Source organism: Leisingera daeponensis DSM 23529 (genome assembly GCF_000473145.1).
GTDB lineage: Bacteria > Pseudomonadota > Alphaproteobacteria > Rhodobacterales > Rhodobacteraceae > Leisingera > Leisingera daeponensis.
Genome location: NZ_KI421500.1, coordinates 3,527,517 through 3,545,935 on the forward strand (window position 1 = coordinate 3,527,517; position 18,419 = coordinate 3,545,935).

Below are 18,419 nucleotides of genomic sequence, written 5' to 3' on the forward strand. Positions count from 1 at the left end.
GGCTGAGCGTGATTGCGGCCCTCCGTCTTTCCCGTTAGCGTCGCCTGCAAAGGAGACCCTCATATGTCCAACCCGCTTCTGTCCCGCTGGGACACGCCGTTTGAAATTGCCCCGTTCGACAGCATTTCCGATGACGATTTCGCCCCCGCGCTGGAGCAGGCGCTGGTGGCGCATAAGGAACAGATCGGCGCCATCGCCAACAGCTCCGAGCCGCCCGGCTTTGCCAATGTGATCGAGGCGCTGGAAACGCCCTGCCGCGCGCTGGAGCAGGTGCTGGGCGTGTTCTTCACCGTGGCCGGTGCCGACAGCAACCCCAAGCGGCAGGAGCTGCAGCGGGAGTTTTCCCCCAAGCTTGCCGCGCATTTCTCGGCAATCACCGCCAACAAGGCGCTGTATGCGCGGGTCAAGGCGGTGTGGGACCAGCGGGAGGATCTGGACCTGACCGAAGAGCAGCAGCGCGTCCTGATGCTGACCCACCGCGGCTTTGTCCGCGGTGGCGCGGCGCTGGAGGGCGCGGCCGACACCCGGATGCAGGAGATCAAGGGGCGGCTGGCGACCTTGGGCACCCAGTTCACCCAGAACCTGCTGGCGGATGAGCGCGACTGGTTCATGGAACTGTCCGAGGACGATCTGGAAGGCCTGCCGGAGTTTGTGGTCAAGGCCGCGCGCGCTGCGGGCGAGGAGAAGGGCGCGGGCGGCCCGGTTGTCACCCTGTCGCGCTCGCTGATCACGCCGTTTTTGCAGTTCTCGCCGCGCCGCGACCTGCGCGAGAAAGCGTTCAACGCCTGGGCCGCCCGCGGGGCCAATGGCGGGGCAACCGACAACCGCGCCATTGCCGCCGAGATCCTGCAGCTGCGCGAGGAGCGGGCGCGGCTTTTGGGATACGAGAGCTTTGCCGGCTACAAGCTGGAAACCGAAATGGCCAAAACGCCCGAGGCGGTGCGCGGGCTGCTGATGGAGGTCTGGGAGGCGGCCAAGGCCCGGGCCGAAAAAGACGCCGGGGTGCTGACCGGGATGATGCAGGCTGATGGCATCAACGGCGATCTGGAGCCCTGGGACTGGCGCTACTACGCCGAGAAGCGCCGCAAGGCGGAGCATGATCTGGATGAGGCGGAGCTGAAGCCCTATCTGCAGCTCGACCGGATGATCGAGGCCTCCTTTGCCTGTGCAAACCGGCTGTTCGGGCTGGAGTTCACACCGCTGGACGTGCCGCTCTACCACCCGGACTGCCGCGCCTGGGAGGTGACGCGGGACGGCCGGCATGTGGCGGTTTTCATCGGTGATTATTTCGCCCGCAGTTCCAAACGCTCCGGCGCCTGGTGCTCGGCGATGCGGCAGCAGGCCAAGTTCCCGGAGGTGCAGGCGCCGGTGGTGATCAACGTCTGCAACTTCGCCAAGGGCGATCCGGCGCTGTTGTCCTGGGACGATGCCCGCACCCTGTTTCATGAGTTCGGCCATGCGCTGCATCAGATGCTGTCGGATGTGACCTATGAGAGCATCTCGGGCACGTCGGTGGCGCGCGATTTCGTGGAGCTGCCCAGCCAGCTGTATGAGCATTGGCTGGAGGTGCCGGAGGTGCTGCAGGAGTTTGCCACCCACGCGGAAACCGGCGCGCCGATGCCGCAGGAGATGCTGGAGAAGGTGCTGGGGGCGTCCAATTTCGACATGGGCTTCCAGACGGTGGAGTATACCGCCTCTGCGCTGGTGGACCTTGCCTTTCATGACGGCCCTGCGCCCTCCGACCCGATGGAGAAGCAAGACGAAGTGCTTGCAGCACTCGGCATGCCGCACGCGATCACCATGCGCCACGCGACGCCGCATTTTGCGCATGTGTTCTCGGGCGACGGCTACTCCGCGGGCTATTACAGCTATATGTGGTCAGAGGTGATGGACGCCGATGCCTTTGCCGCCTTCAAGGAGGCAGGCGGAGCCTTTGATGCCGAACGCGCCAGGGCGCTGGAGGAGCATATTCTCTCCACCGGCGGCTCCGCGGATCCGGCGGAGCTGTATGTTGCCTTCCGCGGGCGGCTTCCGGGTGTGGAGGCACTGCTGAAAGGCCGCGGGCTGGCTGCGGAGTAAGGAAAGCGCCCTAGCGGGCGCTGCCTCCCCTTCCGGCGGCAAAGCCGCCTGCCGGGCAGCGGGACTTGAGTATTTCTGGAAAGATGAAAGAGCGGGCGCCTGTCCGCTCTTGCCCGTTCAGTAGCCGAGGCTGCGGTCGACGAGGTGCAGGAGCGGCTCCCCGGCCTCCGCGCGGCGGATGTTTTCCGCAATGACTTCGGCCGCGGTGCTTTCCCGGGTTTCCGAAGCGATATGCGGCGTGACCGTGACATTGGGATGCGCCCAGTAGGGGTGCTCCGGCGGCAGCGGCTCAACGCGGAACACGTCCAGCGTCGCGTGGCCAACCTGGCCGCTGTCCAGTGCCGCCAGCAGCGCCGCGTCGTCAATCAGCGGCCCGCGGCCCGGGTTGATGATTTTTGCGCCCTTGGGCAGCAGGGCCAGTGTCTCGGCATTCAGCGTGTTTTCTGTGGCGGGAGTATCGGGCAGCAGCAGGATCACGATCTCAGCTTGGCGCAGCGCAGCCTTCAGCCCCTCCGGGCCCGCGTGGCAGGTGATGCCTTCGATCTCCTTTTGGGTGCGGCTCCAGCCGGAGACCTGGAACCCCAGCGCCGCCAGCGCCTTGGCCGCGGCGGTGCCCAGGGCGCCGAGACCCAGCACGGTGACGTGACGGTCCTTGGCCAGCGGCGGGACATGCCGGTGCCAGCGCCCGTTCAGCCCGCGGATATGCAGGTCCAGGCCCAGGTGATAGCGCAGCGTGTGGCCAGCCACCCATTCGGTCATGCCCTGTTCCAGCCCGCTGTCCACCATCCGGGTGAGCGGCACCGAAGCGGGCACAACGGGGACGATTTTTTCAACGCCGGCCCACATGCTCAGAACCGCCTTCAGCCGGGTGAAGGGGGCGAAATCGCTGACCGGGCCGCTGGGGGCGTAGACGATGTAATCCACCTCTCCGGGCGCGAAGCCGGTGCTCAGCTCTGCCTCCACGCCCCGCCGGGCAAGCTCCGCTTTCAGCAGCGGCTCATAGGCATGCCAGCCATCGGCGCGGCCTGCAAACAGGATATTGGCGGTCATGAGGTCTCCCTGACTTTCTAGCGCGGCGATTGCCGCGGGCGGTGGATATGGGCGCTTTGCACGATGCCGAAGGCGCCCAGGAGCACCAGCATCGCCGAGCCGCCATAAGACACCATCGGCAGCGGCACGCCAACCACTGGCGCCAGCCCCATCACCATCGACATGTTCACGGCAAAGAACAGGAAGAAGGTGATGGCAATACCCATGATCACCAGCGACGAGAACCGGTCCTTGGCGGCAATTGCCGAGGCGATGCAGAACAGGATGATCAGCATGTAGATCACCAGGAGGGTCACACCGCCGATGAAACCGAATTCCTCTGCCAGGGTGGTGAAGATGAAGTCGGTGTGCTTTTCCGGCAGGAAGTTCAGCCGCGACTGGGTGCCTTGCATGAACCCGCGTCCCGACCAGCCGCCGGAGCCGAGCGCGATCTTGGACTGGGTGATGTGATAGCCCGCGCCCAAGGGGTCCTGCGAGGGGTCCAGGAAGGTGTCGATGCGGCGGAACTGGTAATCCTTAAGAAGCTGCCAGTCGGTGCCGCGGCTTTGGAACACGGCGCTGACCAGCCCTGCGCCCGCCGCGATCACCGCCACGAAATAGGCCCAGTGCACGCCCGCCAGGAACATCACCCCGCCGCCCGCCGCCATCAGCAGGATCGAGGTGCCGAGGTCCGGCTGTTTCAGCACCAGCGCCGTGGGCAGCAGGATCAGCGCAACCGGCAGCAGCACCCACAAGGGGCGGGAGGTTTTCTCGGGCGGCAGCCAGTCGTAATAGGCGGCCAGCAGCATCACCAGGGCGATCTTGGTGACTTCCGACGGCTGCAGCCGCATGAAGCCGATGTCGATCCAGCGCTGCGCGCCCATGCCGACGGTGCCGAACAGTTCCACTGCGACCAGCAGCGCCAGCGACCCCAGATAGGCCACCACCGAAATGTTGCGCCAGAACCAGATCGGGATCATCGCCACCACGAACATGGCCGCAAGCCCGAGGGCAAACCGCTTGACCTGCGGCTCCACCCACGGGCTGAAGGAGCCGCCCGCCACCGAATAGAGCATCAGGAAGCCGACACTGGCGACCGTGATCAGCAGCAGCGTCAGCCCCCAGTTCAGATAGAGGATCTTGCGCAGCCCTGCGGGGGTCGATTTGGCGTGGTACTCAAGATAGCTCATGCCCGGCTGCTCCTGCTGCCCAGCGGGCGCTTGACGCGCTCGCGCTCCAGCCGCTCCTGCTGCGCCTTGATGCGGCTGCGGTCGGCGTTGGGGTAGGCCTCCAGCGGCGGGGTGCCGTTGTAAAGCGCCTGCAGCAGCACGTCGCGTGCCACCGGAGCCGCCGCCTTGGAGCCGCCGCCGCCGTGTTCGACCACCACCGCAACCGCGTATTTGGGCTTGTCATAGGGCGCAAAGCAGACAAACAGCGCATGGTCGCGCCGCTCCCACGGCAGGTCCTCGTTGCGGATCACACCGGCCGCGCGTTCGGCGGCGGTGATGTTGCGGACCTGGCTGGTGCCGGTCTTGCCGGCCATCTGCATGCCATCGCCGATGATGCGGGAGCGGTAGGCGGTGCCGCGGCGGTCATTGCTGACCGAATGCATGCCGCGCCGCACCATGCGCAGGTTGTTCTCGCTGACCGGAAGGGGCTCGCCGGCGCCGCTTGGCTGTTCCACGCCGTCCAGCGACTTCAGCAGCCGCGGCGTCACGCTGCGCCCGGTGGCAATGCGCGCGGTCATGACCGCCAGCTGCAAGGGCGACGCCAGCATGTAGCCCTGGCCGATGGAGGAGTTCGCGGTATCGCCGATCAGCCAGTCCTTGCCATAAGAGCTGGCCTTCCACTCCTTGGTCGGGGTGATCCCCTGCGCCACCGCCGACATCGGCAGCTCGTGCTTGATGCCGAGGCCGAACACATTGGCCATCTCGGAGATCTTGTTGATCCCGGTCTTGATCGCCACGTCGTAATAATAGACGTCGCAGGACTGTTTCAGCGAGGCGTTCAGATCCATATGCCCATGGCCTGCGCGTTTCCAGCAGTGGAAGCGGCGGCCGGCAACCTTGAGGTAGCCGGGGCACCAGACGGTTTCCTCCGGCCCGATCACGCCGTTTTCCAGTGCCGCCAGCGCGGTGATCATCTTGAAGGTGGAGCCGGGCGGATAGGTGCCCTGCACGGTCTTGTTGGACAGCGGGCGGAATTTGTCCTCTGTCAGCATCCGGTAGTCGGCAACCGAGATGCCGCGCACGAACAGGTTGGGGTCGAAGCTGGGCGAGGAGCAGATCGCGCGGATGTCCCCGTCCTCGCAGTCGATCACCACCGCGGCAGCGCTTTCCCGGCCCAGCCGCGCCTGCACATAGTTCTGCAATTCCGCGTCAATGGTCAGCTGCATGTCGGCGCCGGAGATCCCCTCGCGCCGGTCCAGCTCGCGCATCACCCGGCCGGTGGCGTTGACCTCGACCCGCTTGGCGCCAGCCTTGCCGCGCAGCACATCCTCGCGCCTGGCCTCAAAGCCCACCTTGCCGATCTGGAAGCGCGGGATCATCAGCACCGGCTCCGGATCTTCCATCTTGCTCAGGTCATAGTCCGAGACCGGCCCGACATAACCGACCACATGGGCAAAATCGCCGAGCTGCGGATAGACCCGCGTCAGGCCCACCTCAGGCGTGACGCCGGGCAGGGCCGGGGCGTTCACCGCGACTTTGGAGATATCCTCCCAGCCGATCTGGTCGGCGAGGGTGATCGGCAGGAACGGCGGCGAGCGGCGCATCTCGGTGCGGGCGCGCTCCAGGTCCTCCGGGTCCAGCGGCACCAGGCTGGAGAGCTTGGCAATCACCGCCTCAACGTCGCCCGCATCCTCCGGCACCACGGTGATCCGGTATGAGGGCGAGTTCTGCGCGACGATCAGCCCGTTGCGGTCGAATATCTGGCCGCGCGCGGGCGGCAGCAGGCGGATGTTGATGCGGTTTTCCTCGGCCAGCAGGCGGAACTCATCGGCCTGATCCACCTGCAGATAGCGCATCCGGGCCGCCAGGCCGCCGGCAAAGGCCAGCTGCAGCCCGCCCAGGAACAGCGCCCGCCGGGTCATCTTGCCGTGTGCGGCATCCAGATCCTTGGGATTGCGTTTCATCAGCGGCTCACCAGGGCTTCGGCTTCGGACGGGGACAGTTTGCGCACCCCCAGAATAGACTGGCTGGCCCAAACTGCCAGCGGATAGGCGGCGATGGTCATCACCACCTGGATCACGGTCAGGCTCAGCTGCGCCTGCGCCACCCCGAACAGGGTCAGGATCAGCCGGTTCAGGGTGGCAATCCCGGTGAGCACCACCGAAACAGACAGCCATTCGCTGGCAAAGGTGCTCTCGCGATGGGGCGCTGAGCGGCCCTTGAGGAAGCCGCAGCCCAGCACCGTCAGCAGCGCCAGCAGACCCGGCGGGCGGTGGAACAGCAGATCCGCCAGCAGCATCACCAGCCCGATGGAAAGTGCAGGCACATAATCCGGGCGGCGCAGGCTCCAGGCCATCGCCAGCGCCATGAGCAGGTCCGGCGGCGCCCAGAACCGCGGCTCGGTCTCCAGCGGCAGCAGGTGGAAGAACATGATCAGCAGTGCCAGCGCCGCGAACGCCGCGCGCATGGTCCAGATCCGGGCGGGCGAGGTGTTAGCCATTGCCCGCCTCAGCCGTGCCGTCTGCGCTCTCAGCCCCCAAGCCCTCGGGCCGCGGCTGCGGCACCGGATCGCCCGGCGGCGCCCCGACCAGCCCGCCCGGGTCCTGGATCACTTCGGTGCCGTGGTGGCGCAGCACCCGCAGGAATTCCAGCCGCCCGTAATCCGCGGACAGGCGCACCCGCATCCGCCCGGACCGGTCCTTGGCCACCTGGCCGATCAGCAGGCCCGCCGGAAAGACGGAGCCGTCGCCTGAGGAAATCACCCGGTCGCCGGGACGCACCTGATCGGGATTTTCCAGAAAGCTGAGCACCGGCGCGGCGCTGTTGTCGCCAGTGACCAGCGCGGTCTGGCCGGAGGGCTGGATGGTCGCCGGCACCGCGCTGGCGGCATCGGTCAGCAGGATCACCCGCGCAGTGTTGCGCCCGGTGCCGGAGATCCGGCCCACCAGCCCGATCCCGTCCATCGCCGCCCAGCCGTCATGCACCCCGTCGCGGCTGCCCACGTTCAGCAGCACCGACTGCCGGAAGGGGGAGCCGCTGTCGGCCATCACCACCCCGGTGATATAGGTCAGCTGCGGATCCAGCCGCACGTTGTTGAGATCCAGAAGGCGGGCGTTTTCCTGCTCCAGCTGCAGCGCCGCCTCTTTCCAGGCCCGCATCTGCCGCAGCTCGCTGCGCAGCTCGCGGTTCTGCTCCGCCAAGCGCTGGTAGCTTTGGAAATCGCGGATCAGGTTGATGGTGGCGGTCACCGGCACCATCGCCCAGTCCATGCTGGGCACCACCCTGTCCGCCACCTGGGCGCGGAAACGCTCCACCCGCGGGCTGTCGATCCGCCAGACGATGAAGACCGCGGCCAGGCACAGGCACAGAACCGCTGTCAGCAGACGCCGCAGCGGGGTTGCGTAATCGTCGCGCTGTGACTTGTCCTTCGCCACGTCTCTCCTTCCAGCCGCCCCTCCAGCCGCTCACCGGCCGGCGCCGTTCCGGCGGTCAGGGTCTGTTAGCTGTCGTAGTCGATGGCGTGGGCCAGCTGTTTTTCGTATTCGAGCGCCTTGCCGGTGCCCAGGGCCACGCAGTTGAGGCTTTCGTCCGCGATGGAGACCGCCAGGCCGGTCTGTTCGCGCAGGGCGAGGTCCAGATCGCCCAGCAGCGCGCCGCCGCCGGTCAGCATCACGCCGCGGTCGACGATGTCGGCGGCCAGATCCGGCGGGGTGGTTTCCAGCGCGGTCATCACCGCCTCGCAGATCTGCTGCACCGGTTCGGCCAGCGCCTCGGCCACCTGGGCCTGGGAAATCTCGATTTCCTTCGGCACGCCATTCAGCAGGTCGCGGCCGCGGATCTGCATCGACTGGCCGCGGCCGTCGTCGGGCATCCGGGCGGTGCCGATGGAGGTCTTGATGCGCTCGGCGGTGGATTCGCCCACCAGGAGGTTCTGCTGGCGGCGCAGGTAGCTGATGATCGCCTCGTCCATGCGGTCGCCGCCGACGCGGACAGAGCGGGCGTAAACGATGTCGCCCAGCGACAGGACCGCCACTTCGGTGGTGCCGCCGCCGATGTCGACAACCATGTTGCCGGTCGGATCGGTGATCGGCATGCCGGCCCCGATGGCCGCTGCAATCGGCTCGGCAATCAGCCCGGCGCGGCGGGCGCCTGCGGACAGAACCGACTGGCGGATCGCGCGCTTTTCAACCGGGGTGGCGCCATGCGGCACGCAGACGATGATCTTGGGCTTGGAGAAGGTCGAGCGCTTGTGAACCTTGCGGATGAAATGCTTGATCATCTCCTCCGCGGTGTCGAAGTCGGCAATCACGCCTTCGCGCATCGGCCGGATCGCTTCGATCGAGCCGGGGGTGCGGCCCAGCATCAGCTTGGCGTCCTCGCCCACGGCCAGCACTTTCTTGACGCCGTCCTTGACGTGGTAGGCCACCACCGAAGGCTCGGACAGGATCACGCCGCGGCCCTTGACGTAAACCAGGGTGTTCGCCGTGCCGAGGTCAATGGCCATGTCCGAGGAGAACAGACCGCCCAAGTTTCCGAAAAGCGCCATGTATGTGGGATCCTGTGAGTGCTGCCATTATGCCTGAGGCGACTCCCGGGGAGCCGCCTGCTCCCACCTTATAAGCGGCACGGGAGAGCCGCGAAAGGGCGTATTATGGTGAAACAGCGCGTTTCCGCCAAGTCGCAGCGTCCCCGCAACGCGCCGGAGGGCGCAGGCAGCGGTGGCCGGCGGCCAGCCGGGCAGTGCCTGCGTTGCTGCGGAGGCCCGGAGGCGGCGGGCCGCGGCGGCCGCCCCGGATCCGGCATCTTGCGGATCAGCTTGGAAAAATCCGCTGCATCTCCGAGTTGAAATGCGCCCAGGTCAGGCTGGCGCTGTTGCCGGCATAGCCCTCGTAATAGGATTTGCCGCTGGACACCGGCAGACCGGCCCAGATCTTCGCCAGGTTCAGCATGAACGTCTTGCGCGGCATTTCCGACGCCAGGAAGGCGCTGTAGCCTGCCTCCTCGATCAGCTGGTGCGCCAGCTGGTCCTGCAGCTCCGGCGTGAAACGGGCCTGCGGCTTGACCCCCTGATGCCGCACCAGGCGGCGCAGCGTTGCCGGGATCATCTGGTAGCGGCCGATGGCGTGGGGCTGGCCCGGGGTGGCGTCGATCCAGGCGTTGATTTCAGCGATCGTCATCTGCGTCGGCTTCTTCGGCGGCTTGCGTGTCGCGCCATATTGCACCGCATCATATTGCGCCTTGCCGGCCTCGGCGCTGGCGATCAGGTCCAGCAGGCGTTTGACGCTGGGCGGCGCCTTCAGGACCGGGGCAAACATCCCGCCGCCGCTGCGGCCGCGGAACAGGCTGGCCGCGCCGGGATTGAGCGACACCGCCCCGCGGCCTGGGCCGGGCAGGGTGTCGGGCAGCAGGCTGGCAACCGCCTGCGGCGCCGGGGTTGCGGCGGGCGCAGATCCGGGCATCGGGGCAGAGGCCTTTTGCAGGAAGAAGTTGTTGCCGACCAGAGAATACCCTTGCGCACTGACAGCCGCTGCGGTGCAAAGCAGCAAGGCCAGAAACGTCAGGATCAGGGCAAGGGCGCTCATTCTAAGGGGCATGGGAACCTGCATTCTGCGGTACATTATCGGGGTGCAGTCTGCCGCAGCGGTGTTGAGATTCCGTTTATCCGCCGCACGCTGCCCCTTCCGCCGCCTGGCGATTGCCGGTAGAGGGGGCGCATGCTCTCGTATCAGCACATATACCACGCCGGGAATCTGGCCGATGTCCAGAAGCACGCGCTGCTGGCCTGGATGCTGGCCTACCTCACCCGCAAGGACAAACCGCTCAGCTATATCGAGACCCACGCGGGCCGCGGCCTCTACCAGCTGGACGCGCCCGAGGCCGTGAAGACCGGCGAGGCGGAGCAGGGCATCACCAAGGTTCTGGCAGGGCAGGGGCTGGCGGCGGACCACCCGCTGCACCGCGCGCTGTCGGAAACCCGCAAGGCGCACGGTGCGGCTGCCTATCCCGGCTCGCCGCTGATCGCGGCATCGCTGCTGCGGCCGGGCGACTCGCTGCATTTCGCCGAACTGCACCCGCAGGAAAACGCGGGCCTGCGCGCCGCACTGAAACCCTGGAAGGCCAAGGTGCACCAGCAGGACGGGTTTGAACTCGCCATGTCGCTGGCACCGCCAGACCCGCGCCGCGGGCTGCTGCTGATCGACCCGAGCTACGAGATCAAATCCGATTATGCCCGCATCCCCGGCATCATCGGCCAGCTGCACAAGAAGTGGAACGTCGGCGTCATTGCCTTGTGGTACCCGATCCTCAAGGACGGCACCCACAAGCCGATGCTGAAAGCGCTGGAGGCACAGGGGCTGCCGGATGCGCTGCGCCACGAGGTGACTTTTCCGCCGGTGCGCGAAGGCCACCGGATGGTCGGCAGCGGCATGTTTGTGGTCAACGCGCCCTATGGCGCGGCAGAGGAAACGGCCCGGATTTCGGCACTGTTCAAGGCGGTGTCCCGCAAGTAGCCCCGGATCGCGCCCTCCACCCGCGGGGCCAGCGCCGTGCCGCCTGCTTCGCCGCGCAGGGCGGCTGAATTGATCATGCCCCTGGCAATGGCCGCAACGTCGCGTGCCTCCCGCGGGACCGGGCGGGCGGCTGCACGGGTGGTATTATGTAAAGACCTTTGAAAGACGGGACTTTCCCGCTACGCTTTCCGTCGGGGAGGAATGCCGGATGGAACGCAGGCTGGCCGCCGTGCTGGCGGCGGATATGGTGGGCTACAGCCGTCTGATGGAAGCGGATGAGCAAGGCACGCTTGCCCGGCTGCGCACCCACAGGATTGAACTGATCGACCCCTCGATTGCCAAGAACCGTGGCTCCATAATCAAAACCACGGGCGACGGGATGCTGGTGGAATTTCCCAGCGTGTCTGATGCGGTGGCCTGCGCCGCGGAGATTCAGGGCAGGATGCGGCGGCGCAACAGCGATGTGCCGCCGGACCAGCGCATCCAGTTCAGGGTCGGGATCAACCTTGGCGACATCATTTATGAAGACGGCGACATCTACGGCAGCGGCGTCAACGTGGCCGCCCGGCTGGAGCAGGCGGCGGGGGTGGGGGAGATCTGCGTGTCCGCGGCGGTCTACGGCCAGGTGCGCGGCTCTTGCGGGTTTCTGTTCGAGGATCAGGGCGAGCAGTCCCTGAAAAACATCTCCGAACCGGTGCGCGTCTACCGCCTGCTGCTGGATGAGGGCGCGCCCGTGGCGGCAGAAGATGCCAGCGGGCCGGCGCCGGTGGTGAAACCCACCCTTGCCGTGCTGCCCTTTGCCAACATGAGCGGCGATCCCGAGCAGGAGTTCTTTGCCGACGGGCTGACCGAGGACATCCTGACCGAACTCAGCCGCCGCCATGAGCTGTTTGTGATCTCCCGCAACTCCACCTTCGTCTACAAGGGGCAGGCGGTGAACATCCGCGAAGTGGCTGAGAAGCTTGGCGCCCGCTACATCGTCGAGGGCAGCGTGCGAAAAGGCGGCAACCGGCTGCGGATCACCGTGCAGCTGATCGACAGCTGCAACGATTCCCATATCTGGGCAGAGAGATACGACCGCACGCTCGACGATATCTTCGATATCCAGGATGAGGTGACATCGGCCATCGTCGCGACCCTGCCGGGGCGGATCGAAGCGGCGCAGCAGGATGAGGTCTCGCGCAAGAAACCCGCCAGCCTGGCCGCCTATGAATGCGTGCTGGCCGCCAAGGTCCTGCATCACCGCAGCACGGCGGAGGACAATGCCAAGGCGATGGGCCTCATCGACCGCGCGGTGGAGCTGGACCCGGAGTTTGCCCACGCCCACGCCTGGCGCGGCTGTATCCGCGGCCAGGCCTGGGGCTATGGCTGGTGCGCCGACCCCGAGGCGATGCTGCAACTGGCTCTGGAGTCGATCCAGAAGGCCGCGTCGATGGATGACAATGACGCGGACGTGCACCGGCTGATGGCGGCGGTGTCCATCCTGCAGGAAAACCTCGACCAGGCGCAGTACCACCAGGAACGCGCTCTGTCCCTGAACCCGAACTACGACCTGGTTGTGGTGCAGATGGGCGAACTGCTGACCTGGCAGGGCAGGCCCGAGGAGGGCGCGGAGTGGATCCGGAAGGCGATGCGCCTCAACCCGCATTTCCCGGTCCGCTTCTGGAGCCATCTGGGCAAGGCGCATTTCACCGCCCGTCTTTATGAGGAGGCGCTGACCGATTTCAAACGGCTGCCGTCAATGGACGCGGTGCAGACCGCGCTGGCGGCGGCCTGCCACAGCTGGCTGGGCAACACGCAGCAGGCGCAGGACTGCGTGGCGCAGATCCGCGCGATGCAGCCTGACGCCACGGCAGAGGGGTTGCTGGCCGGGCTGCACTACGGGCGCAAGGAAGACGCCGCGCATTTCACCGATGGTCTGCGCAAGGCGGGGCTGGCCTAGGCCGCAACGAAAAAGGGCGCCGCAGCGGGCGCCCTTTCCTGTTTCGCGGAGCCTGGATCAGGCCAGATCCTTATAGGAAATCTCCTTGGTGTCGGCACCTTCACCGACCCGGCCGCGGCGCACGATCAGGCGGTTCAGCGCGTTCACATAGGCCTTGGCAGAGGCAACAACCGTGTCGGTATTGGCGCTTTCGCCGGTGGCGATGTTGCCGTCCTCTTCCAGCCGCACGGAGACGGTCGCCTGCGCGTCGGTGCCCTCAGTCACCGCATGCACCTGATAAAGCTGCAGCCGCGCGGTGTTCGGATAGATCTTGCGGATCGCCTTGAAGGTTGCGTCCACAGGCCCGTCGCCCTCGGCGGTCTCGGTCACGTCCTTGCCGTCGATCTCCATCTCGACGGTGGCTTCCGCCGGGCCGCCGGTGCCGCAGACCACTTTCATCGAGACAATCTTGAGGTGGTCGTTTTCCGCGTCCGTGCCGGTGCGCATCAGCGCGATGAGGTCGTCGTCGAACACTTCTTTCTTGCGGTCGGCCAGCTCCTTGAAGCGGACAAAGACGTCCTTCAGCTGGTTGTCGCCCACCTCATAGCCCAAGTGCTCCAGCTTGTCGCGCAGCGCGGCGCGGCCGGAGTGTTTGCCCAAGGGCAGCGAGGTGCCGGACAGGCCGATGTCCTCGGGCCGCATGATCTCGAAGTTCTCGCGGTTCTTCAGCATTCCGTCCTGGTGGATGCCGCTCTCATGGGCAAAGGCGTTTTTGCCGACAATCGCCTTGTTCGGCTGCACCACAAAGCCGGAGACGGTCGAGACCCGGCGCGAGATATGCATGATCTTGGTGGTGTCGATGCCGGTGGACCAGGGCATGATGTCATTGCGCGTCTTCAGCGCCATCACCACCTCTTCCAGCGCGGTGTTGCCCGCCCGCTCGCCCAGGCCGTTGATGGTGCATTCGATCTGGCGCGCCCCGCCCGCAACGGCCGCCAGCGCGTTGGCGGTCGCCATCCCGAGGTCGTTGTGGCAGTGGGTGGCAAAGACCACCTCATCCGCGCCCGGCACGGTCTCGATCAGGCGCCTGATCAGGTCGGCGCTTTCCGCGGGCGCGGTGTAGCCGACGGTGTCGGGGATGTTGATGGTGGTGGCGCCGGCCTTGATGGCGATCTCGATCACCCGGCACAGGTAATCCCACTCGGTCCGGGTCGCATCCATCGGCGACCACTGCACGTTGTCCACCAGGTTGCGGGCGTGGGTCACGGTCTCGTGGATCTTGTCGGCCATCTCGTCCATCGTGAGGTTCGGGATGGCGCGGTGCAGCGGCGAGGTGCCGATAAAGGTGTGGATGCGCGGCTGCGCGGCCTTGCGCACCGCTTCGGCGCAGCGGTCGATGTCCTTGAAGTTGGCGCGCGCCAGCCCGCAGATCACCGCGTTCTTCGAGCGCTCGGCAATCTCGGACACCGCAGCAAAGTCGCCTTCGGAGGCAATCGGGAAGCCGGCCTCGATAATGTCCACGCCCATCTCGTCCAGAAGCTCCGCAATCTCCAGCTTCTCGTTATGGGTCATGGTGGCGCCGGGGCTCTGCTCGCCGTCGCGCAGGGTGGTGTCAAAAATCAATACACGGGATTTGTCGCCGGAAATCGGGGATGCGTTGGTCATATCGGTATCTCTTGTCTCTGTCCTAGGCCCTTCCAGGGCATCATTAGCCTTCGATGGCGCGCGTGCGGCAATCCTCTGAGCGGGCGCGCCGGAAGGGCACGCTCAGAGGCGGGCTAGGATCAGTAGGGCGCGCAGGGCCGCACCGCGGAATGCGGCGGCGGCAAAGGGAATATCTGCGCAAATGCTCATGGCACGGATTTATACAGAGGTGCAGCCGAATGGGAAGGGGGATTTTGACCTTGCGGCATGGCGGTGTGCTGGCAGCAGCAAACCTCCGTAAAACCTTGCCCGGTAATTTCAAGACAATGTTGAAAAAAGTGTATAATATAATTAAGGGCCGTAGCCAGTTTCAATGCGACAGTTTGTCTGCGCTGTATCAGCCCTAAGGTCAGATGCGGTAGACAGCTTCGCGTTGGGAGAATTCCTGGCTCCTGCAGCCGGGATCCGGCGTCCTGATTAGAAGAGACGCCATCGATAGGAGGAAACAGTGTCGAAAAAAATTGTCCTTGGATATGACGACAGCGAGGCTGCCAAGTCGGCGCTTGCTTTTGCCGTCAGCCTTGCCAAAGCACAAGGGGCAGAGCTGGTGATCGCGCATGTGCTGGAGTGGTCGCCCTATTCCTTCCTCACCCCGGAGGAGATCGAGCAGCGCCACAAGCGCCGCGAGGAGGAATTGAAGCGCGCAGAGGATGCCCTGCTGAAACCCGTGTGCAAAAGCCTGGAAGATGACGGTGTCACCTTCGTGACAGAGCTGAAATACGGCCATATCGCGGAAACGTTGATTGATGTGATCAAGAAGCATGGCGCCAGCCACCTGATCATCGGCCGCACCGGCCATTCCGGGCTGTCATCGCGGCTGTTCGGCTCTGTCGCGGGCACTCTGGCGCAGGCCGCGCCGGTTCCGGTCACCATTGTTCCGTAAAGATAAACTCAGAGGACAGTCATGAGTAATTCAATTAAGGCGGCAGCCCTGTCTGCGCCGCTGCTGCTGGCGGCAACCGCCCCGGCGATGGCACAAACCGTCGACGAGCGCGTCAATGAGATTTTCGCCAATTCCACCGGCTGGTTCGTCAACCTGATCTTCAGCCCGTTTCCGGGCACCAGCTTTCCCTGGATCGTTGCCTGGCTGGTGGTCGCGGCCACCGTGTTCACCTTCTACTTCGGCCTGATCCAGTTCCGCGCCTTCCCGCACTCGATCTCGCTGGTCAAGGGCGATTATTCCGACCCCAATGACGCCGGCGAAGTCAGCCACTTCCAGGCGCTGGCAACCGCGCTGTCGGGCACCGTCGGCCTGGGCAACATCGCAGGCGTTGCCGTTGCCGTCGGCATCGGCGGCCCCGGCGCGACATTCTGGATGATCCTGGCGGGCCTGATGGGCATGGCCTCGAAATTCACCGAATGCACGCTGGGCGTCAAATACCGCAACGAGTTCCCGGACGGCCACGTGTCGGGCGGCCCGATGTACTATATGACCAAGGGCTTTGCCGAACGCGGGCTGCCGATGGGCAAATTCCTGGCGGTGATGTTCTCGATCTTCTGCATCCTCGGCGCGCTGGGCGGCGGCAACATGTTCCAGGCCAACCAGGCGCACGCGCAGATCTCCGGTGTTATCGGCGAGTATCCTGGCTGGATCACCGGCGTGGTGTTTGCGGGGGTTGTGTTCGCCGTGATCGTGGGCGGCCTGAAATCCATTGCACGAGTGACCGAGAAGGTCGTTCCGTTCATGGGCGTCATGTATGTCGCAACCGCGCTGGTCATCCTGGCGATGAATGCCGACAAGATCGGCTGGGCCTTTGGCCAGATCTTTGACGGGGCTTTCACCGGTCTCGGCGTTGCCGGCGGCATGGTTGGCGCACTGATCCAGGGCTTCAAGCGTGCGGCCTTCTCGAACGAGGCCGGCGTCGGCTCGGCAGCCATTGCCCACTCCGCCGTGCGCACCAAGGAGCCGATCACCGAAGGCTTCGTGTCGCTGCTGGAGCCGTTCATCGACACCGTGGTGATCTGCACCATGACCGCACTGGTGATCATCATCACCGGCCAGCTGGTCCAGGACCCGAACACCGGCCTCTACCTGCTGGATGAGGGTGCAGCCACGATCCAGACCATTGACGGCAACAAGGGCGTGGCGCTGACCTCGGCGGCCTTCTCCTCGGCCTTCGGCTGGTTCCAGTACGTGCTGGCGCTGGCGGTGATCCTGTTTGCCTTCTCCACCATGATCAGCTGGTCCTACTACGGCCTCAAGGCCTGGACCTTCCTGTTCGGCGAGGGCGAAACCAAGGAACTGGTGTTCAAGGTGATCTTCTGCATCTTCGTGGTGATCGGCGCCGCCGCCAACCTCGGCCCGGTGATCGACTTCTCCGACGCGGCGATCTTTGCCATGGCGGTGGTCAACATCATCGCGCTCTACTTCCTGATGCCGATCGTCAAGCGTGAGCTGAACAGCTACATGTCGCGCCTGAAAGCAGGCGAGATCAAGAAGTACGTCTGACCGGCTCCGGCCTGGCAATCAGACAGCTTTCAGACCCAAGCCTCTCCGGTCCGCCGGGGAGGCTTTTTTGATGAGAAGGGCAGGGGCGGCTTCAGCCGCCGTGTTCCACGATCCGGCGCAGCCCGGCAATCTGGCCTGGCAGATCCGTGGCGCTTGACTGGCAGAAGCCGGTCAGCAGGCCCCCGGACCGGCCTTCGGGATCGTGCGGCGACAGAGGCCGGACCCCATAGCCTGCACTTGCGGCGCGGCGGCAGATCCGGACGTCCGCCAGCCCGCCCGCCAGGTGAAAGGCAATCTGCATCCCAGCGTTGTGCCGCCTGAAGGACCCCAGGGCCTCGGGCCATTGCGCAAGCGCATCCGCCGCCGCGGCATAGCGTTCGGCATAAAGCCTGCGGGCGCGGCGGATGTGCCGGTCGTACTGCCCGGAGGCCATGAATTCCGCCAGCGGCCGCTGCGCGGTGATCGCGGCGCCGGCGCTGGGCTGGAAAAACCGGGCCCGGAACCGCGGCACCAGCGCCGGCGGCAGGATCGCATAGCCCAGCCGCAGCGCGTGCGAGAACGTCTTGGAGAAGGTGCCCACATAGATGCAGCGCCCCTCCCGGTCGAGCGCGGCCATGGCGGGCACCGGCTGGCCGGCATAACGGAACTCGCTGTCGAAATCATCCTCGATGATCCAGCCGCCGCGCTCCTTGGCCGCCTGCAGGAAGGCCTGGCGCTGCGGCACCGGCAGGGTGCCGCCCAGCGGAAACTGGTGCGAGGGCGTCAGCAGCGTGACCTTGGCCATCTGCCGCGGCACCTCCGCCCCGCGCTCCCCGGCCCGCAGCCAGCGCACCGGCCAGCCGCGCGCCACGGCAAAGCGCTGTGTCGGGGTAAAGCCGGGGGCCTCCAGCGCAATATCCTCGCCCTCCACCAGGAAATCCATCGCCAGCTCCAGCGCCTCGCGCGCGCCGCTGGTGACCAGCACCTGATCCGCGCTGCACTCTATCCCGCGCCAGCGCGCGGCATAGGCGGCAATCTCGCGCCGCAGTTCGGGATCGCCAAAGGAATCTTCCTGATGGCTCAGGCTGAGCGGATCCATCCGTGCCACACGTGAAACACAGCGCGCCCAGGACCGGGCCGGAAACACCGCCGGGTCCGGCGCGCCTGGCTGCAGCATCCCCGGCGCGGGCGGGACCGCCGCAGGCTGCGGCCGCGGCGGCGCTTCGGGCGGCCGGATCGGCGCCACGTCGCAGACAAAGATCCCCGCACCCCGCCGCGCCTCGGCAAAGCCTTCGGCCGCCAGCTGCTCATAGGCTGTCACCACGGTGGAGCGCGCCACCCCCAGATCCTGCGCCAGCGCCCGGGAGGACGGCAGCCGGGTGCCGATGGCCAGACTGCCGCTGCTGATCTGGCGGCGCAGCGCGCTGACGATTTGCAGATAGATCGGCTCGGCGCTGGCCTTGGACAGCAATCCGGAAAGGTCAATCATACTGGACTGCTCTTTTTGTCTGAAACTGGAAGTTAATTACAGTCCAGTTTGCGCATAGCACTCACCCTGACACAACCAGAATTGACGAGGT

General features: G+C 65.8%; 14 protein-coding genes. 5 read left to right on the forward strand and 9 right to left on the reverse strand.

What is annotated here, in order from left to right; translation table 11 throughout:
- Positions 1-63: 63 nt before the first annotated feature.
- On the forward strand, positions 64-2,079 hold the full coding sequence (locus tag DAEP_RS0117700) for a M3 family metallopeptidase (protein WP_027245610.1): 2,016 nt from the start codon (positions 64-66) through the stop codon (positions 2,077-2,079).
- Positions 2,080-2,196: 117 nt separating this feature from the next.
- On the opposite strand, the gene DAEP_RS0117705 is transcribed toward DAEP_RS0117700, so the two are convergent.
- The 7 genes from DAEP_RS0117705 to DAEP_RS0117735 form a co-directional block, all read right to left on the reverse strand.
- Complete coding sequence (locus tag DAEP_RS0117705; protein ID WP_027245611.1) at positions 2,197-3,129, reverse strand: 2-hydroxyacid dehydrogenase; 933 nt, start codon at positions 3,127-3,129, stop codon at positions 2,197-2,199.
- A 17-nt stretch (positions 3,130-3,146) separates the two neighbouring features.
- Entirely contained in the window at positions 3,147-4,298 is a 1,152-nt protein-coding gene (gene rodA / locus DAEP_RS0117710; protein WP_008557956.1) for a rod shape-determining protein RodA, read from the reverse strand.
- Positions 4,295-6,241: a penicillin-binding protein 2 gene (gene mrdA / locus DAEP_RS0117715; protein WP_008554469.1), complete on the reverse strand. Its 1,947-nt coding sequence runs from the start codon at positions 6,239-6,241 to the stop codon at positions 4,295-4,297. Before mrdA ends, rodA begins: the two co-directional genes overlap by 4 nt.
- Positions 6,241-6,777 carry a hypothetical protein gene (locus tag DAEP_RS0117720; RefSeq protein ID WP_027245612.1) on the reverse strand — a complete coding sequence of 179 codons (537 nt, stop codon included), beginning with the start codon at positions 6,775-6,777 and terminating at the stop codon, positions 6,241-6,243. The genes mrdA and DAEP_RS0117720 overlap by 1 nt, the downstream gene beginning before the upstream one ends.
- The gene (gene mreC, locus DAEP_RS0117725) at positions 6,770-7,711 is read right to left on the reverse strand and encodes a rod shape-determining protein MreC (RefSeq protein ID WP_027245613.1); all 942 of its coding nucleotides are present in this window, start codon (positions 7,709-7,711) and stop codon (positions 6,770-6,772) included. The genes DAEP_RS0117720 and mreC overlap by 8 nt, the downstream gene beginning before the upstream one ends.
- A 65-nt stretch (positions 7,712-7,776) precedes the next feature.
- A complete protein-coding gene (locus tag DAEP_RS0117730) occupies positions 7,777-8,823 on the reverse strand; it encodes a rod shape-determining protein (RefSeq protein ID WP_008554722.1) in 1,047 nt (348 codons plus the stop codon).
- Positions 8,824-9,088: 265 nt separating this feature from the next.
- On the reverse strand, positions 9,089-9,859 hold the full coding sequence (locus tag DAEP_RS0117735; RefSeq protein WP_154665071.1) for a lysozyme family protein: 771 nt from the start codon (positions 9,857-9,859) through the stop codon (positions 9,089-9,091).
- Between the two features lie 132 nt (positions 9,860-9,991).
- On the opposite strand from DAEP_RS0117735, the gene DAEP_RS0117740 reads away from it, so the two are divergent.
- Together DAEP_RS0117740 and DAEP_RS0117745 are read left to right on the forward strand one after the other, a co-directional pair.
- Positions 9,992-10,786: a 23S rRNA (adenine(2030)-N(6))-methyltransferase RlmJ gene (locus DAEP_RS0117740; RefSeq protein ID WP_027245615.1), complete on the forward strand. Its 795-nt coding sequence runs from the start codon at positions 9,992-9,994 to the stop codon at positions 10,784-10,786.
- A gap of 208 nt (positions 10,787-10,994) precedes the next feature.
- The gene (locus DAEP_RS0117745) at positions 10,995-12,728 is read left to right on the forward strand and encodes an adenylate/guanylate cyclase domain-containing protein (RefSeq protein WP_027245616.1); all 1,734 of its coding nucleotides are present in this window, start codon (positions 10,995-10,997) and stop codon (positions 12,726-12,728) included.
- 57 nt (positions 12,729-12,785) lie between these two features.
- On the opposite strand, the gene DAEP_RS0117750 is transcribed toward DAEP_RS0117745, so the two are convergent.
- Positions 12,786-14,372 (reverse strand): 2-isopropylmalate synthase, encoded by a 1,587-nt coding sequence (locus tag DAEP_RS0117750; RefSeq protein WP_008554913.1) that lies wholly within the window; start codon positions 14,370-14,372, stop codon positions 12,786-12,788.
- 487 nt (positions 14,373-14,859) lie between these two features.
- On the opposite strand from DAEP_RS0117750, the gene DAEP_RS0117755 reads away from it, so the two are divergent.
- Together DAEP_RS0117755 and DAEP_RS0117760 are read left to right on the forward strand one after the other, a co-directional pair.
- Complete coding sequence (locus DAEP_RS0117755) at positions 14,860-15,294, forward strand: universal stress protein (RefSeq protein WP_008553772.1); 435 nt, start codon at positions 14,860-14,862, stop codon at positions 15,292-15,294.
- Positions 15,295-15,315: 21 nt separating this feature from the next.
- Entirely contained in the window at positions 15,316-16,860 is a 1,545-nt protein-coding gene (locus DAEP_RS0117760) for an alanine/glycine:cation symporter family protein (RefSeq protein ID WP_008554945.1), read from the forward strand.
- Positions 16,861-16,951: 91 nt separating this feature from the next.
- Here the strand turns inward: DAEP_RS0117760 and pdxR are convergent, their stop codons facing one another.
- Complete coding sequence (gene pdxR / locus DAEP_RS0117765) at positions 16,952-18,328, reverse strand: MocR-like pyridoxine biosynthesis transcription factor PdxR (RefSeq protein WP_027245617.1); 1,377 nt, start codon at positions 18,326-18,328, stop codon at positions 16,952-16,954.
- Between the last annotated feature and the right edge of the window lie 91 nt (positions 18,329-18,419).

What these genes read in the sequence shown, in the direction of transcription:
- DAEP_RS0117700 (WP_027245610.1), top strand. Translation starts at nt 64, where the DNA reads ATGTCCAACCCGCTTCTGTCCCGCTGGGACACGCCGTTTGAAATTGCC.
- DAEP_RS0117705 (WP_027245611.1), bottom strand. Translation starts at nt 3,129, where the DNA reads ATGACCGCCAATATCCTGTTTGCAGGCCGCGCCGATGGCTGGCATGCC.
- rodA (WP_008557956.1), bottom strand. Translation starts at nt 4,298, where the DNA reads ATGAGCTATCTTGAGTACCACGCCAAATCGACCCCCGCAGGGCTGCGC.
- mrdA (WP_008554469.1), bottom strand. Translation starts at nt 6,241, where the DNA reads ATGAAACGCAATCCCAAGGATCTGGATGCCGCACACGGCAAGATGACC.
- DAEP_RS0117720 (WP_027245612.1), bottom strand. Translation starts at nt 6,777, where the DNA reads ATGGCTAACACCTCGCCCGCCCGGATCTGGACCATGCGCGCGGCGTTC.
- DAEP_RS0117730 (WP_008554722.1), bottom strand. Translation starts at nt 8,823, where the DNA reads ATGGCGCTTTTCGGAAACTTGGGCGGTCTGTTCTCCTCGGACATGGCC.
- DAEP_RS0117735 (WP_154665071.1), bottom strand. Translation starts at nt 9,859, where the DNA reads ATGAGCGCCCTTGCCCTGATCCTGACGTTTCTGGCCTTGCTGCTTTGC.
- DAEP_RS0117740 (WP_027245615.1), top strand. Translation starts at nt 9,992, where the DNA reads ATGCTCTCGTATCAGCACATATACCACGCCGGGAATCTGGCCGATGTC.
- DAEP_RS0117745 (WP_027245616.1), top strand. Translation starts at nt 10,995, where the DNA reads ATGGAACGCAGGCTGGCCGCCGTGCTGGCGGCGGATATGGTGGGCTAC.
- DAEP_RS0117750 (WP_008554913.1), bottom strand. Translation starts at nt 14,372, where the DNA reads ATGACCAACGCATCCCCGATTTCCGGCGACAAATCCCGTGTATTGATT.
- DAEP_RS0117760 (WP_008554945.1), top strand. Translation starts at nt 15,316, where the DNA reads ATGAGTAATTCAATTAAGGCGGCAGCCCTGTCTGCGCCGCTGCTGCTG.
- pdxR (WP_027245617.1), bottom strand. Translation starts at nt 18,328, where the DNA reads ATGATTGACCTTTCCGGATTGCTGTCCAAGGCCAGCGCCGAGCCGATC.